The sequence below is a fragment of the Paenibacillus sp. EB106-06-01-XG199 genome (assembly GCF_058791575.1).
The window spans coordinates 171,006-186,579 of the sequence record NZ_JBYTDQ010000006.1; the positions used below are offsets into that span (position 1 = coordinate 171,006).

The window sequence follows — 15,574 nt, forward strand, 5'->3', positions numbered from 1 at the left end:
AATGTCTGCACAAAAGAGAGTAGATCCACGAGTCATTCGCTCGAAAAAGATGCTGAAGACTGCCGTCTTTTCATTATTGGAAGAAAACCCGGATATTTCGCAGCTGACCGTCCAAAAAATCGCCAGCCGGGCAGAACTGAATCGGGCAACGTTTTATTTGCATTATGAGGATATTAACGATTTGTTGCGCCAGATCGTACATGAAATCTTTGATGACCTGTCCATGAAAGTTGAACCGCTATTACAAGTGAAGAGCAGCAACGAACAGGAGCAGTTGGTTACATTCTTAAATTATTTTTATGAATACCGGAAGATCTTTGCTGTATTCGTTGAGCATAAAGGCTTCAAAAATCACTTGTCCAACCTATTGAAAAATACGATAGAAACACGAAGAAACGCGAGAAGAATAGATTCCACAAAGGAGGTAGTCTCAGTCGATATTGTGGTATCATCACTGCTGGGGATTATTATGTGGTGGATTAAGGAGGGCATCCAATATAACTCTGAATACATAGCAGCGCAAATTACCTTGATGCATAGAAGAAGGTTTTTGTAAAAAAACCACTCACATGGGCAGGAGTGGCTTTGTCTTGCTACAAGGTCTCTTTCACTTTGATTAATAACTTCAAGAAGGCCGCGCTTTCTTCTTCGGTAAGGCCCTGGGTAACACATCGTTCTACTTCCATGAATATATCGTGGAATTCTTCGACGAGGTCGGCCCCTTTTTGCAATAAATATATTTTTTTCTGCCGTTCATTATCTTCCGGAATCACCCGCTTGATATACCCTTTTTTCTCCAACCCCTGAAGCATGCTGGTGATGGTGGCTCCCTTACGGTTGAAACGCTCGGCCAAATCCTTCTGGATCACACCTTTGTCCTGATGTTCAAAAATATAGCCCATCATCTGTCCTTGCTGCGCATTCAGTCCCAGTTCCGATAATCTGACATTGGCCATACCTCTGATTTTCAATCCAATCTCCCGGATTAAATCGGAGTAGGGGGTAAGCAAAGCTTGCTTCGTCATCCTGTGCCGGACTCCCTTGCTATAGTTTGAATTCTAATTATAAGAACATCTTAATTTTCGGTCCCTTAATTGTCAAATTCAAATGGTTAGACTTCATTTAATTTTATGATTGACAGTTAGAAGTCTAACTGTTATATTTCAATCAATAACAAACACTATCCCATTATAGGAGGTATCACAATGATTACAGCAATCACCAATGCGCGCATATTTGACGGCGAGAACGTGATCAGAGCCACGACGGTCCTGATTGAAGGCGAACAGATCCTATCGGTAGGCGGTGAAGTACCGGCACATGCGGTCACCATTGATGCGAAAGGAGGGACTTTATTGCCGGGTCTGATCGATGCCCACGTTCACACTTCCGTAGAGGGCCTGCGTGACGCACTGAAATTCGGTGTGACGACTGAACTGGAAATGATGGGCGGGTTTACGAAAAACGGCCGCGAGGCACAGCTCCAGGGGATTGAGGATATTGCCGACGTACGGTCTGCCGGAATGGGGGTCACACCTCCTGGAGGGCATCCCGATGAACTTATGCCTGGGGATGGGGAAATCCCGGATTTTGTACTGAAGGAAATGGAGAAAATGAGCGAGGATGACCGCAACGCTATACTGGCTGCTCATGCCCATGATCACGGAGAAGCGGCTGCAGTATCGAACACGGACGAGGCGCTGGTATTTGTGGGCGAACAAGTCAGGGAGGGAGCCGACTATATTAAGATTATGATTGAGGAAGGGACGGTACTGGCCGCCCCCGGATTGCCTGTCTTAAGCCAAGATATTCTAAGTGCAGCCGTAGGGGAAGCGCACCGGTACGGCAAGATTGCGATTGCCCATGTGTTGACTGCGGACTCCTCCCGGCAAGCCATCGAAGTCGGGGTCGATGGTCTGGCCCATTTATTCATCGACCGCCCGGACAATACTTCGGATCTGGTGAGAATGATCGCTGAGGCCGGTGCTTTCGTTACACCGTGTCTGGTCTTGAACTCCTCCATTATCGGTAACTCCGCGGCGGAATTGGCCAAGGATCACCGTGTGAGTTCCAGGCTCAGTCCGGAATGGGTGGATACGCTGAATGCTAGCTTCCATACCTACCCGCAAGGCAGCATGGAAGACAACTACCGGAATGTGATGGACCTTCATCATGCAGGTGTAGATATCCTTGTGGGTACGGATGTCTCCGTGCCGGTTCCTTCGCTTGGCGGGCTTGCCCATGGGGCCAGTGTACACCATGAAATGCAGCTATTGGTGGAAGCGGGATTTACGCCCGTAGAAGCTCTTCAGTCCGCTACTTCAAAAACAGCCCGCCGGTTCGGCCTGAATGACCGCGGGCGTATCATTCAGGGGGCAAGGGCAGACTTAGTTTTGGTCGACGGCGACCCGACCACGACTATTTCCGATACGTTATCCATCCGTGGAATATGGCTGCGCGGCATTCAGAAAGCAGAAGAAGTGTGAAGCCACGCTGGCGCTTGATTTTTTAATAATGAGAAAGTCCATCCTAAGAGGGATGGGCTTTTTTTAATATTCCTGCAGACAAATGAACGTTCGAGCGGTGCTATTCGTACTATAGTTATTCTACGGGAAGAGCGTATGGGAAGAAACGGATTGAAAGGGTGAAGGGGAATGCTTACAATCAAACATTTTACCAAAAGCTATAAGGGTGGTAAAAAGGCAGTAAATGACTTGAATTTGGTGGTGGAGCAAGGCGATATCTACGGCTTTATCGGACATAACGGAGCAGGTAAAACAACAACCATTCGGGCAGTAGTGGGCGTGCTTGATTTTGAAGAAGGGGATATTGAAATAGACGGTATCTCCATTAAAAAAGATCCGGTAGCGTGCAAGGCGAGGATTGCGTATATTCCGGATAACCCGGATCTGTATGATCATCTTACCGGCATTCAGTACTTGAATTTTATCGGTGATCTCTTTAGTGTATCCAAAGCGGATCGTGAGCAGCTTATTAAAAAATACAGCGATGCTTTTCAAATTACGGTCCATTTGGGTGATATGATCTCATCGTATTCCCATGGGATGAAGCAGAAGCTTGCGATTATCTCTGCACTTATTCATAAACCAAAGTTGTTGGTGTTAGACGAACCCTTTGTTGGCCTTGATCCAAAAGCGGCTCACATGCTAAAGACAATTATGGTAGAGCTGTGCAGCAACGGCAGTGCCATCTTTTTCTCCACGCATGTGCTGGATGTGGCAGAGAAGCTCTGCAATAAGATAGCGATCATAAAGGGGGGCCAATTAATAGTCCATGGCAAGACAGAAGAAGTAAAGGGCGAAAATAGCCTGGAAGCATTATTCATGGAGCTGATCGACAATGATTAATATCTGGAGATTAACGAAGCTGCAGTTGTTTTCTTCATTTGGGTTGAATAAAGCTTTACATACAAAAGATGTTAAAGAAAAACGCAAATCGCTTCTACTCGCCTTTGGTATTCTTGTGGGAGTGCTTATGATAGCAGTAGTTTCATTTGGATACAGCTTCATGTTGGCAGTGACTTTTGAACAAATGGGGCGAATGGATCTATTGCTGGCCATTATGATGGCTGTTACTTCTATTGTAGGGTTCTTCACCACGGTCTATAAGGCAAGCGGTGTATTATTCAGCTATAAGGACTACGATTTGGTGATGTCACTGCCGGTCAAGACGAGTCATGTTGTGGCAAGCCGTGTTCTTCAGCTCTATGTGCTGAATTTGTTCTTTTCTTTGATGGTCATGCTGCCAGCAGGTGTGGTATATGCTATAAAAGTGAATCCGGGGACGTTATTTTATCTGTTTTTTCTAATGACCCTTTTATTTATCCCATTACTGCCGATTATTGCGGCAACGATTATTGGTTCATGCATTAGCTGGATCTCTTCCCGGTTTAAAGCGAGCAGGCTGATCAGTCTTGTATTAACTTTTGCCATTGTGATTGTACTTATGGTCGGTTCATTTACACTCAATGGAAACGAGCAGGCACTTGCTGATATGGGGACTGAGCTGGCCGATATGATATTTAAGCTGTATCCTCTTGCAGCGATGTATGTCGATGCGGTCTGCTCGTATCAGGTAGGATCATTGTTATTATTTATTGCGTTATCCGTACTTTCCTTTATTATATTTGCCACTGTGTTAAGTACAAGATATAAAGCGATTCATACCGGTCTAATGACCAGCCATGCAGGCAGCAAATATACCATGAAGCCGTTAGAATCCTCCTCTCCATTTCGTGCACTGTATAAGAAGGAGTTGCGCCGATATTTTGGATCTTCTGTTTATGTGCTGAATACAAGTATAGGCATGATTCTATTACTGGTGATGTCGGTTGCCTTATTGTTTGTCAGTTCGGAGAAGCTGGGGGAAATGATTGAAATTCCGCAATTATCCCATTACCTGAGTACGCTGGCTCCCATCCTACTATCCTTATTTGTAGTGTTAAGCTGCACAACATCAAGTTCCATTTCGCTTGAAGGCAATAATTTATGGATACTAAAAAGCTCACCCGTATCGAAACAAGCGATATGGCTTAGCAAAGTTGCCGTGAATCTCACCATCACATTACCGGTCCTGAGTATAAGTAGTGTAATGCTTATGATATCGTTGCGCACGGGATGGATAGAAAGCTTATTATTGCTTGTTATCCCTTTGATCTACGCTTGTTATTCCGCGCTGATGGGCATTATTGTTAACCTGAAATTACCTAACCTGGAGTGGAAAAGTGAAGTTACGGCAATCAAACAAAGTGCAGCAGTTCTTGTATCTATGCTCATAGGGTTCATCAGTTTATTAGTTCCCGTGGGACTATCCCTTCTTCTGACGCAGGTAAATGCAAATCTCCTCTTGTTAGGGGTTGGCATGATTATGATAGCGGCATGCCTGGCAATGTATAGATATATGCAGACAAAAGGGGAGCAGTTGTTTCAGCGGCTTTAACCCAGCGTTGCTTAGAAAAAGAGCGGCGGAAGGAGATACGATTTCAGGAATGGCATATCTTACAAAACAGCCAGCTGTCGGTTCCATCCCGGCAACTGGCTGCTTAGCGTTTCAATAGGTCATGAGATTTTAATTATGGTAATATTCTGCCAATGCATTTGCCGCAATGATGGCCTGGAATACATCATCAGGAGTTACGGGATGTGGCATATTGCCCATCGTGTCTCCTTCAGCACATGCATCTTCCGCCACTTTCCGCCATTCGTCCTCTCTAAACTGATCCAGACCGAGATCTTTTAATGTTAAGGGTAAGCCCACTTCTTTGATGAAGTTGATTACCGTTTCCAGTTCTTCCTTGGGTGCACTTTCTAAAATAAGCTGTGTTAATAAACCAAACACTACTTTTTCGCCATGCTGTGCATGATGCAGTGAGGGAACAGCGGTCATTCCATTATGAATGGCATGTGCAGCGGCTAAACCGCCGGATTCAGCCCCCACGCCACTTAAATAGATGGTGGCTTCAATTGTTTTTTCAACCGCAGGTGTGGAAACTTTATGATCAACAGCAATTTTCGCTTGAAGGCCATATTCCAGAACAGTGTCATAGCACATCTTGGCGATACCTAATCCGGCAAGTGAGGGTTTCAAATTGACCAGATTATCACCATTTTTCTGGTAGCAGGCGCGTGCTTCAAAATAGGTGGCGAGAATTTAACCACTCTCCTTGTTTTAGAAATTATCTACTGCAGGTGAGCGCATTACGCATTCAATGGTTGGGTTTGTTCCCTAAAAAAGAAAAAGGCCCTCCAATTGAAGGGCCTTCATAAGAATCATGTTCGATTAAGTTGTGCACACAGAAATAGTATGATATGATTGGAGAATTACTGATCATTTATTTGATGAATAGCCTAATAATCCTATCTTATTTACAACTTAATCTTACCACACAGTAATACGGGTTGTCAAACTTTCATTTTACAAATTCGAATGAAGGAGTGTATGCAGGAAGATGATAAGTGCAGAGGATTGGAAGCAAGAACAGGAACGGCTGAAGCAGGTTATGGAAAAACTGCAAGCGAAGATCACCGAACTGGAGCCGGAGGTGGCCGGGCTGCATGACCAAGTGGTGGACATCCGCAAGCTTTTTTGGGAAGAAGTGACTGTGAACACAAGCACTAGTGAAGATTTTGAAGAGACTTTCTACAGTATCAGACAGCAAGAAGCATTATTGTCCGAACGGGAGCGAAGCCAGCGGTTGCGCGCACAGCAATGGAAAAATATGAAACGGCTGCTGTCCTCTCCTTACTTCGGACGCATCGATTTTCATGAGGATGGCTTGAACACTGCCGAGCAGGTCTACATCGGTGTATCATCCTTCATTGACTCAGATGGCATGAGTTTTCTGGTGTATGACTGGCGTACTCCGATTGCTAGTATGTATTACGATTATTCACCGGGCACGGCCGGATATGATACGCCGGGTGGAGCTATCGCTGGAACGATGCAGCTGAAGCGGCAGTATCAGATTCGCGGAGATCAACTGCAGAACGTATTCGACACGAGCTTAACGATTGGCGATGAATTGCTGCAGCAGGTGCTTGGCAAGGGTGCCGACAATCAGATGAAGAGCATCGTCGCGACGATCCAGAAGGAACAGAATGCCATTATCCGCGATGACAACAGCCGGATGCTCATCGTGCAGGGGGCGGCTGGCAGCGGGAAAACCTCGGCGGCCCTGCAGCGGGTGGCGTACCTGCTGTATAAACACCGCGAACGGCTGAGGGCTGACCAAATTGTGTTATTCTCGCCTAATCCGATGTTTAACAGTTATGTATCTACCGTACTTCCTGAACTCGGTGAAGAGAACATGCAGCAGACGACCTTCCATGAATATCTCGATTACTGGCTTGGCAGGACGTTTCGCTTAGAGGATCCCTTCGACCAGATAGAATACGTGCTGGAAGAACAATCTGACCGCGGGTATGAAGCCCGGCTGAAAGGAATCCAATACAAGGCATCTGTGGACTTTCTTCAAGCGCTCCAGAAGTATGCGCAGGGGTTGGAAGGGAAGGGCATGCGATTCATAAGCATACGCTTCCGGGATCGCGATTTGATCACAGCTAAGCAAATGGAATCGAAATTCTACAGCTATGATTCTTCCATTCGCTTATCCAACCGCATCGCTTTGCTGCAGGAATGGCTACTGCGTGAAATTTCTCTGTTGGAGGACAAGGAACGTGAGGCGTTCTGGGTGCAGGAGGAGCTTGATTATCTTGACAATGATCAGTACGCCGAAGCGTTTAATGAACTGCATAAAGACAGGGGTGTGTTTGACTTTGCCGAACAATATGAAGAAGCCCGCGAAATGCAGCGCGGCAATCGGAGGCTGGACGAGGGCGATTTCGATTATGCTGAGCGGGAGGAAGCACTGCTGCGCCGGATGGTCGTGAAGGAGCAATTTAAACCGCTGAAGCGAAGTGTGAAGCGGATGTTGTTCATAGACATGATTGGGCTGTACATCCAGTTCTTTGAAGAAGAGAATGTTTTGGCGGAGATGACGAATGAAGCTGGAATTCCCCCGCTCTGGCCGGAAATCTGTCAGCAAACCAAGGAGAAGCTTAGCCGGTCCGAGCTCTTCTATGAAGATGCGACACCGTACCTGTACCTGAAGGAGCTCATCGAGGGCGTTCGGGTGAACACGGAGATCCGGCATGTATTCGTCGATGAGGGTCAGGATTATTCGATGTTTCAGTATGAGTTCCTCAAAAAAATGTTTCCCCGTGCCCGCATGACGGTGCTTGGCGATTTCGGACAGGCTATCTTTGCTCAGGCCACAGAACTGTACGGCGAAGAATCACCGCTCATCGGATTGTATGGCAAATCTGAAACGAGCGTATTCCGTCTGGTTCGCAGTTACCGGTCAACGCGTGAGATTGTGGAATTCACGAAGTCTTTATTGCCTAACGCCAAGGAGATTGTAGCCTTTGAACGCAGTGGCAGGAAACCGCTCCTCTCTCAGATGGGCAGTGGCGGGCAGCGGGCAGCAAGAATAGCTGAGCATCTTGCGGCGCTTCGGGCGGAAGGCTTGGTCTCCATCGGGATCATCACCAAGACAGCGGCCGAAAGCAAAGCTGCTTATGATCTCCTTACAGCTCAGGGCTGCCAGGGGTTGAAGCTTGTGACGAAGAGTACGCCCAACTTTGAGAAGGGAACCCTGATCCTTCCCGTATATCTTGCCAAGGGCGTTGAATTTGATGCCGTTCTAATCTACGACGCATCTTCGCAGACGTATCATTTGGAGAGCGAGCGCAAGCTATTCTATACCGCATGCACGCGTGCCATGCACCGGCTTCTGATCTGTACAACGGGAGAGTGGACCCCATTCCTTCCGGCATCGGATAAGTCCTTGTATGAGGTAGAGCAAATTCAGTGATGAATACTAACCAAGGATCTCTCTTCATAAACATGACAGTCAGATGTCGAGTTTCTCCATGTATACTTTGGAGAAAGGAGAGGATTCAACCATGAACACTTATACGACCCACAAGCCCAAGCTGATCCTTACTGGAGTGGCTGTACGTACAACAAACGCTGAAGAAACGGGACCGGACGGACGATTGCCACAGCTTTGGGACACCTACTTTCAGAGTAATCTTGTTTCTGCGGAGGGGATCAGAAATCCTCAATTCCTATACTCGTTGTATACGGATTATGAAAGCGACGTGAACGGAGCTTATACCGTTGTAATTGGACATGAAACAGACAATGAATTCGTCCAGGATGATGATAATCATGCGGTTGTGGAAATACCCGAAAGTAAGTACATCGTATTCACGTCAAAGAAGGGACCTATGTATGAAGTGGTGCCTGAGGCGTGGCGGGAGATATGGGCCTATTTCAAGCAATCGCCGGAAGTGAGAACCTATACGGGCGATTTTGAGCTTTATGATTCCAGGAATTCGGATCCAGCAAACACTGAAGTGCAGATTTATATAGCCATTAAATAGCTGGAGAGCATGTTAAAACGCTACTGACATAAGGCTGTCAGTAGCGTTTTTGTATCCTTATATAGAATGAATTTAATAACTACACAAAAGGGAAAAAGTAACGGAGGGGAAATTTGGAACTGTAGGAGCGATAGTGCCGGGAGGTACAGATTAGAGATCTTTTAGAACAGCTTAGCTTCACGCAGGGGAATCCCAAGTGGGGGTATTTCCTCCGCTTCGGTCATTTGGAGATATCTTTGTAGATGAAGAATTGACAGTCTCGAAAGCAATGCTATAATCAAATAAATAGAAAATAATGCAATTATTTTTTCTTTTTGGAACCTGCATCCAGACAAACTTCACTAATCACTGTTTGGAAAATGGGGGTAAAGAGATGGGAGAGCTCAAAGCGCCTTTCGTAACCAATGTAGAGGATATGAGTTGGATCAGGCGCACTTCTGACTGCTATTTTATCATCGATGAGACGGGGAAAGTCTTACAATGGAGTGCGGAGCTTGGTGCGCTGCTTGGTATTTCGGCCACAGAAGCGGTCGGCAAGGCCTGCCGTTCCCTTGATCTCTTCAGTGATTCTACCGGGAACAGCCTCTGTAAAACCTGCCAGGTTCTAAGTGCTACGCAACATATGAACAATTGCAACGGATCACGCAGGGTATTTGTTCAACGTGGTTCGGTCCGGGTTCCTTTCCTGAAGAATATACGGGCCAGCAGCTACGATAAACGGTTAATCTGGGTGACCCTCGAACAGGCCGCGATCTTTTCCCTCATGGAAAAGCTAACTTCTCAAGAAAATAAAGTGCTGGGCCTATTATCCAGAGGCCATACAACTCAGCAGATTGCTATAGAGCTACACATTTCTTATACAACGGTACGAACCCATATCCGTAATCTTTTGAGCAAGCTTGGGGTACACAACCAAAAGGAAGCCGTTTCTCTCTTTTTTGCCGAGCTGCTTAAATAATAATTAGTGAGTAATAGAAAAGGATCATCTCCCGGTTGACTGAGGAGGTGATCCTTTTTGCGGCTTAATATCCAAATTATATTATAAAAATACCTCAAATGTACGATCCTCCCGCTTCTAATATATGTTAATTTAGTAGCACATATTGAAAGCCGGGAGCAAACGGTCCCGGTGAGGGAGGGAAATATGAGTAATATTGCAGCAATACAGGATCAGTTCAAAGCTCCGTTCTACCTGGTCTGGGAGATTACACTTTTGTGCAACGCCAGTTGTGTACATTGCTATTCAGGCGCAGGCCGCAGGCATCCCGACGAATTAGACGCAGAAGAGGCGCTTTCTGTAGTCGATCAATTAGCTGAGGCCGGTGTTCTCCTGCTTGGACTCTCCGGGGGAGAAGCTCTGCTCAGGCCCGATTGGATGGACATAGCCTCCCGTGCTTCGTCGAAGGGGATGATGGTTTCGATCGGCACCAATGGAGCTGTGATTGATGATGAGATGTGCCGCCGGATCATCGAGGCAGGGGTGTCTGGAATTTGTGTCAGTATTGATGGAGCAACCGCAGAAGTACATGAGCAGGTGCGCGGTGTCAAAGGACTGTATGACAAAGCTGTTAGCGCTATAGAAACATTAGTGAAGCATGGGATTAATGTAACTGTTGGGTATACGCCGACCCGGCTAAATTTCAGGGATGGCCGTAGGGTCGTAGAATTGGCCGCCCGGCTCGGTGCAAATGGAGTGAATTTATCTGAGTTCATTCCCACAGGACGGGGAGATCAGGCATTGGCGCTTACGCCAAATGAGCTTCGCGATGTGATTGTGGAGTGGATCTCTATGCAGCAGGAGTACGCCGGAAAGCTGAAGATATACTGGCATGACTGCCGTGTTGCACTGATGCTGCCGCCAGAGCAGGCAGCACAATATATAGGCTGTGGTGCAGGTTATGTTACCGCCCGTATCACGGTTAACGGTGATGTCACCCCTTGTGTGACTTTACCGCTCACAGCAGGCAATTTGCGTGAGCAGAGCTTTCAGGACATCTGGAGCTACTCGCCGGTCCTAGCGAATATTCGGGACAGGACGACAAGAAACGAAGGAAATTGTGGCACTTGTGAGCATAAGTTCATCTGCGGAGGATGCCGCTCTGCGGCATTAGCCTATCATAACGATGCTTCAATGGGCGATCCTTATTGCTGGGTGGTTCCTGAAGCAGTTCAAGTGTAGAAGGAGAGGATAAGATGCCAAATTTAACTTCGGATACGGTACTAACACTCGCATCCAATATTGTTACCCGCAAAGAGGAAAATAGCAAGTACGTGGTGTACAACCCGGCTACGGACGAGCTTCATGTGTTATCACGTCTGGCCTATACCATATTGAAGCTATGTGAGCAGCCCGCCCGGGTTGCCGAGATTACGGGGCTTGTTGAGGAATCCATTCCAGCCTTCCAGTGTGACCAGGGACGCGGGGAAGTGAACGGATTACTTCAGAAGCTATTGAAACGAGGCTTGCTCCAGGCAGCCTGACCAGCCCTATAGAGAGGAGGTGAGGAAATGGAAGCAACCAGAGAACTGCTGTGGGACATCGCCCGTGACAATATGGCGGAAATGGAAGACGCTGATTTGCTGGCAGCCATTCAAGAACTGGATATTGTAGATTTAGGGGAATTATCTGTTATTGCCTGGAGAGTAATTTAGCAAGCAAGGAGCCTCGGGCGCTGCCGGAGGTTCTTTTTACAAGGAGGCAGCCAATGGGTCGGAGCAGAACAACCTTCCGGAGGTTAAGCAGTGGATTGGGAATTATTCATCTTCCGTTAGCCGGTATGAACACGGTATCGCTGGGCCTGCTATCGGGTGCGGGTGCAAGGCTGGAAGCGGAAGATGAAATAGGCAGTTCGCGGATTCTCGAACATTGGATATGGCGAAGAGAACAGAAGGAAGAGGATCTCAATGATATTTTGGCGGATTTCGGAGCTAATTTGAAAACCTCATCCAATATAGAATGGACACGCCACTGGACTACAGTGCTTTGTGATCAATTTGAGCCGGTCTTCAAACTGTTTTTGCATGATATTCTGGAGTTTGATTTGTGCCCTGAGACCTTTGCGGCCAGCAAGGAGTATGCAGCAGTTCTTTCCAGTAAACGCCGGAAGGAACCAAATGCGTACGTAATGGATGTATTGCGTGAGAAAATGTCCGGGGGTAAAACGATCGGACGGTCAGCTGTAGGCCGGGTTGAAGATATAGCGAGGCTGGATTTCCCCAAGGTGAAGAGCGTCTATGAACGTCTTTATGTTCCAAATAATTGTGTGGTTGCTGTGGTTGGAGGCATTTCAAAGGAACGACTGGAGAAGCTGCTGGATGAAATCGGTGAAGCCGGCGTTGTACAGGATTCACTGATCGTTCCTCGGGAAGAATCCCCTTATTGGCAATCCTGTACGTATTCCATCGAACAGGAAGGCAGACTCGTTCATCTGGCAGCAGCGTTGCCCTGTGTATCCTGCAGACATCCTGATTTTTTCGCATTTGCTGTGTTGTCACAGGCGCTGGGTGGAGGAGACGGTTCCAGACTTTTTGAAAGTATCCGGCAGAGAAAAGGGTTGGCCTATCAAGTACGGAGCAGCTTGATGTCCTTCAGGGACACGGGACTCATGACCTTTTATCTGGCCACCGGACCGAATTCCGTATCCTGGGCGGCATCTGCCATTGTTCAAGAAATGGAGCAAATCAGGAATAACGGAATGAGCAGAGAGGAGGTCAAGGCCGCCCAAAACCAGCTTTTAAACCAGATGGTCCTAAGGTCAGAGAGTACAGCTTCCAGAATGAACACGCTGTTGACCGCCTCATGGTATCCGGGATACCCAGGGACGTTAACGGTCATGAAAGAAGCCATAAGTTCGGTTACTCCGGAGGCGATTCAGTCCGCTTTACAGAACGCCGCCCCGACTGCAGAAATGGGTGTGGTGACGTTGGGTCCGGTATCCGCTTCAGCGCTAGTATTGAATCATTAGGAGGACGTTATGGCCTACTCGCAGTGGAAGTATCCAAATGGTCTGAACGTAATCACGGAGGATATGCCTTCAATGGCAAGTGTGACGGCCGGATTTTTTGTACTGAGCGGGGCAAGACATGAGTCCCCGAAACAGACAGGTATAGCACACGCGCTGGAGCATCTGCTTTTTCGGGGATCGCTGCTTTATCCAAAGGGAGCCATGAGTCCCGAATTCACTCAAATGACAGGGACTATGAATGCTTTTACCACCTGGGAATATACTTGCTTCTACAGCCGTTCCATCCCTGAAGAATTGCCCGGAATCTTTTTTCCATTAATGGATATGATTCGTCAGCCTCTATTGCGGGAAGAAGATTTTGGTCTGGAACAGAATATTATCCGCAAAGAATTATCAAGACAATTAGAGGAACCGCGGAGCAGACTCACTCATGCGCTCCATCAATACGTGTATCCGGGACGTCTCGGCAAGCTGCTGATTGGTCTCGATGAAGATATTCTTAAATTGAGCGCTCTGGAGCTTAGAGAATTTCACCGGCGGCATTATATTCCCTCCAATATTCTGCTGGTGATTTCCGGCAGCCTTGGGAAGTGCAGCGGACTGGAGTCCTGCCTGCAAGCTTTACAGGATTGGGAGGAGCCTATGCTTCCGGTCGGGCTTGAACAGCCTCTAATGGCACAACCTGCGGTTGTCAACCTACCGCAAACGCGTACAGAGCTATGTTACTCAGTATGGGCCTGGAGTCTCCCGCCGCTTGAGGATAAAGAACATTACGCAGTCCATCTGCTATGCACCTTGCTGGGCGACGATAATTACATCGGCTCAAGGCTCTATAATGTGATCGTTGCCCCTGGATTAGCCCAGCAGATCACCTGTGTATACTCCGTATTGGGCGGCAAAGGACTGTTCAAAATCTATAGTTTGGCAAGTGCAGCTCAACTGGAGGGGGTTCGAGAAAAGATGCTGGGCGAGCTGCGCCAGATGGGGGCTGGAAGGATCACATCACGCGAATACAACCGTGCCAAGCAAAAGGTAAAAACACAAATGGCCCTGGATGCTTCCGTATCCCACAGCCGTTCGGTCTCAATTGCCCAGGCCTGGATGCGGCATAGACGTATGGTTCCTCTGGACGAACTCCTGACATTCATTGATCAGATCAGTATAGGTGACCTTCAAAATATAATTGCCCAGTACTTTAACAACCAGGAGTGCTTTGAAATATACGGATAATCACAAGAAACGGAGCTGGTCTAAACATGGTGGAGGAATGGTTCCGCTATCCTGTACATATGGTCTGGTCGGTTACTAATTTGTGTAATGCCCACTGCATACATTGCTCGTCAAGCTCTGGAACCTGTCTTCCGGGAGAACTGGATCAGGCGCGGGCTTTGCAGTTAATTGACGAACTGGCGGATATGGGTTGTATTGATTTGGCCTTATCCGGCGGGGAGCCGCTGCTTCGGGCGGATATCGAACAGATCATCGAACATGCCGTTCATCATCATATGCAGGTGGGTCTGGGAACCAACGGCTGGGGTCTGAATCTGAAAAGAGCGAAGGAACTGAGAGCATTAGGACTTCAGCGCATCCAGATCAGCCTCGATGGCATAGGCCAGACACATGATGAAGTGAGAGGGCTGAAGGGGCTGTTTAATCGTGTAGAACGTGCTATTGATGCTTCTCTGGAGTCAGGACTCCAGACACATATCTGCTTTACTCCTCACAAGGAAAATGTGCATCATACCGAGCAGGTCATTCAATATGCCTTATCCAAAGGAGTCCATCTATTCAATCTGTCCCAGTTCGTGCCTGTAGGCCGGGGAAGTCAAAGTATGGACTTGCTTCCCGGGCAATGGAGATCTTTGGCGATGCTGTGGGTGAACAAGAGGGAGCAGCTTAAAGGGCGTATGAAGTTCAGCAGCCACTTGGCGCAAATGGCTTTGGTTGATCCCACTTTAGCCTGCCAGGAGGGCTTCAGAGGCTGCCAAGCCGGTATGGCGCAAGGGTATATTTCTGCAGATGGCTGGGTCACTCCCTGTGTTATGCTTCCGGTACATTTAGGCAATGTCCATGAGCGCCCCTTAAAAGAGATTTGGGACAGCTCGCCTGTTATCCAGCAATTGCGTGACCGGAGCAACCTGGGCGGAAACTGCGGGCAATGCGGAATTCGGGAAAAATGCGGGGGCTGCCGCGGGGTTGCTTATGGCCTGTATCACGACTATTTAGCTGATGATACACACTGCTGGCTGCATTCCGCACCGGAGTCTGCAGACCGGATCACAGTCTAATAAAAAAGGGGAATGTACAAATGAGCTATGTTACCAGAGATGAAGATATTCGTTATGTTATTTTGCTCAGCCATGCAACGAATGAAAAAATGAGTCTTGAACTCATTCGCGCCCATGTGAACCATTTACGTGAGCTTGACCGGGAGGGGAAGCTGGTATTGTGCGGGCCGTTTACGGATTATGCCGGCGGTATGGTCATTATCCGCGCTGCGTCCAGAGAAGAGGCCGTGCAGATAGCAGAGCGTGATCCTTATGTCCTTTCGGGCAAAGAGAATTATGAATTGCGCACCTGGGAGTTGTCGCTTGAGAGTAACGGGCATATGGGCATTGTTGAATAGAATGAAGAGAGGTTGAT

Annotated in this window: 15 protein-coding genes and 1 pseudogene; 14 read left to right on the plus strand and 2 right to left on the minus strand. The window is 47.7% G+C overall.

Annotated elements, in window-relative coordinates; translation table 11 throughout:
* Position 1: 1 nt before the first annotated feature.
* A complete protein-coding gene (locus AC3WT9_RS21980) occupies positions 2–556 on the plus strand; it encodes a TetR/AcrR family transcriptional regulator (protein ID WP_341380220.1) in 555 nt (184 codons plus the stop codon).
* Between the two features lie 37 nt (positions 557–593).
* Here the strand turns inward: AC3WT9_RS21980 and AC3WT9_RS21985 are convergent, their stop codons facing one another.
* A complete protein-coding gene (locus AC3WT9_RS21985) occupies positions 594–1,025 on the minus strand; it encodes a MarR family winged helix-turn-helix transcriptional regulator (RefSeq protein ID WP_076113772.1) in 432 nt (143 codons plus the stop codon).
* A 180-nt stretch (positions 1,026–1,205) separates the two neighbouring features.
* Between AC3WT9_RS21985 and AC3WT9_RS21990 the strand changes: the two genes are divergently transcribed.
* From AC3WT9_RS21990 to AC3WT9_RS22000, 3 genes are all read left to right on the plus strand, one after another.
* Positions 1,206–2,486: an amidohydrolase family protein gene (locus AC3WT9_RS21990; protein ID WP_341380218.1), complete on the plus strand. Its 1,281-nt coding sequence runs from the start codon at positions 1,206–1,208 to the stop codon at positions 2,484–2,486.
* Positions 2,487–2,654: 168 nt separating this feature from the next.
* Positions 2,655–3,368: an ABC transporter ATP-binding protein gene (locus tag AC3WT9_RS21995; RefSeq protein ID WP_340895930.1), complete on the plus strand. Its 714-nt coding sequence runs from the start codon at positions 2,655–2,657 to the stop codon at positions 3,366–3,368.
* The gene (locus AC3WT9_RS22000; RefSeq protein ID WP_341097318.1) at positions 3,361–4,959 is read left to right on the plus strand and encodes a permease-like membrane multi-spanning protein; all 1,599 of its coding nucleotides are present in this window, start codon (positions 3,361–3,363) and stop codon (positions 4,957–4,959) included. The genes AC3WT9_RS21995 and AC3WT9_RS22000 overlap by 8 nt, the downstream gene beginning before the upstream one ends.
* 129 nt (positions 4,960–5,088) lie before the next feature.
* On the opposite strand, the pseudogene AC3WT9_RS22005 reads toward AC3WT9_RS22000, so the two are convergent.
* Positions 5,089–5,667: pseudogene (locus tag AC3WT9_RS22005) on the minus strand (dehydroquinate synthase/iron-containing alcohol dehydrogenase family protein); the annotation flags it as partial.
* A 301-nt stretch (positions 5,668–5,968) separates the two neighbouring features.
* Here AC3WT9_RS22005 and helD point away from each other — a divergent pair.
* From helD to AC3WT9_RS22055, 10 genes are all read left to right on the plus strand, one after another.
* Positions 5,969–8,392 (plus strand): RNA polymerase recycling motor HelD, encoded by a 2,424-nt coding sequence (gene helD, locus AC3WT9_RS22010; RefSeq protein ID WP_341097317.1) that lies wholly within the window; start codon positions 5,969–5,971, stop codon positions 8,390–8,392.
* Positions 8,393–8,483: 91 nt separating this feature from the next.
* Positions 8,484–8,966, plus strand: a complete 483-nt coding sequence (locus tag AC3WT9_RS22015; RefSeq protein ID WP_341097316.1) for a GyrI-like domain-containing protein — start codon at positions 8,484–8,486, stop codon at positions 8,964–8,966.
* A gap of 373 nt (positions 8,967–9,339) precedes the next feature.
* Complete coding sequence (locus tag AC3WT9_RS22020) at positions 9,340–9,924, plus strand: response regulator transcription factor (RefSeq protein ID WP_492407949.1); 585 nt, start codon at positions 9,340–9,342, stop codon at positions 9,922–9,924.
* A 186-nt stretch (positions 9,925–10,110) separates the two neighbouring features.
* A complete protein-coding gene (locus tag AC3WT9_RS22025) occupies positions 10,111–11,145 on the plus strand; it encodes a radical SAM/SPASM domain-containing protein (protein WP_341380214.1) in 1,035 nt (344 codons plus the stop codon).
* 14 nt (positions 11,146–11,159) lie between these two features.
* A complete protein-coding gene (locus tag AC3WT9_RS22030) occupies positions 11,160–11,447 on the plus strand; it encodes a PqqD family protein (protein WP_038598046.1) in 288 nt (95 codons plus the stop codon).
* A gap of 27 nt (positions 11,448–11,474) precedes the next feature.
* Positions 11,475–11,618 (plus strand): hypothetical protein, encoded by a 144-nt coding sequence (locus AC3WT9_RS22035; RefSeq protein WP_156130981.1) that lies wholly within the window; start codon positions 11,475–11,477, stop codon positions 11,616–11,618.
* A gap of 53 nt (positions 11,619–11,671) precedes the next feature.
* Positions 11,672–12,931, plus strand: a complete 1,260-nt coding sequence (locus AC3WT9_RS22040) for a M16 family metallopeptidase (RefSeq protein WP_341097310.1) — start codon at positions 11,672–11,674, stop codon at positions 12,929–12,931.
* A gap of 9 nt (positions 12,932–12,940) precedes the next feature.
* Positions 12,941–14,161: a M16 family metallopeptidase gene (locus tag AC3WT9_RS22045; RefSeq protein WP_341380210.1), complete on the plus strand. Its 1,221-nt coding sequence runs from the start codon at positions 12,941–12,943 to the stop codon at positions 14,159–14,161.
* 26 nt (positions 14,162–14,187) lie between these two features.
* The gene (locus tag AC3WT9_RS22050) at positions 14,188–15,219 is read left to right on the plus strand and encodes a radical SAM/SPASM domain-containing protein (protein WP_341097308.1); all 1,032 of its coding nucleotides are present in this window, start codon (positions 14,188–14,190) and stop codon (positions 15,217–15,219) included.
* A gap of 20 nt (positions 15,220–15,239) precedes the next feature.
* A complete protein-coding gene (locus AC3WT9_RS22055) occupies positions 15,240–15,557 on the plus strand; it encodes a YciI family protein (protein ID WP_052092395.1) in 318 nt (105 codons plus the stop codon).
* Positions 15,558–15,574: the final 17 nt, after the last annotated feature.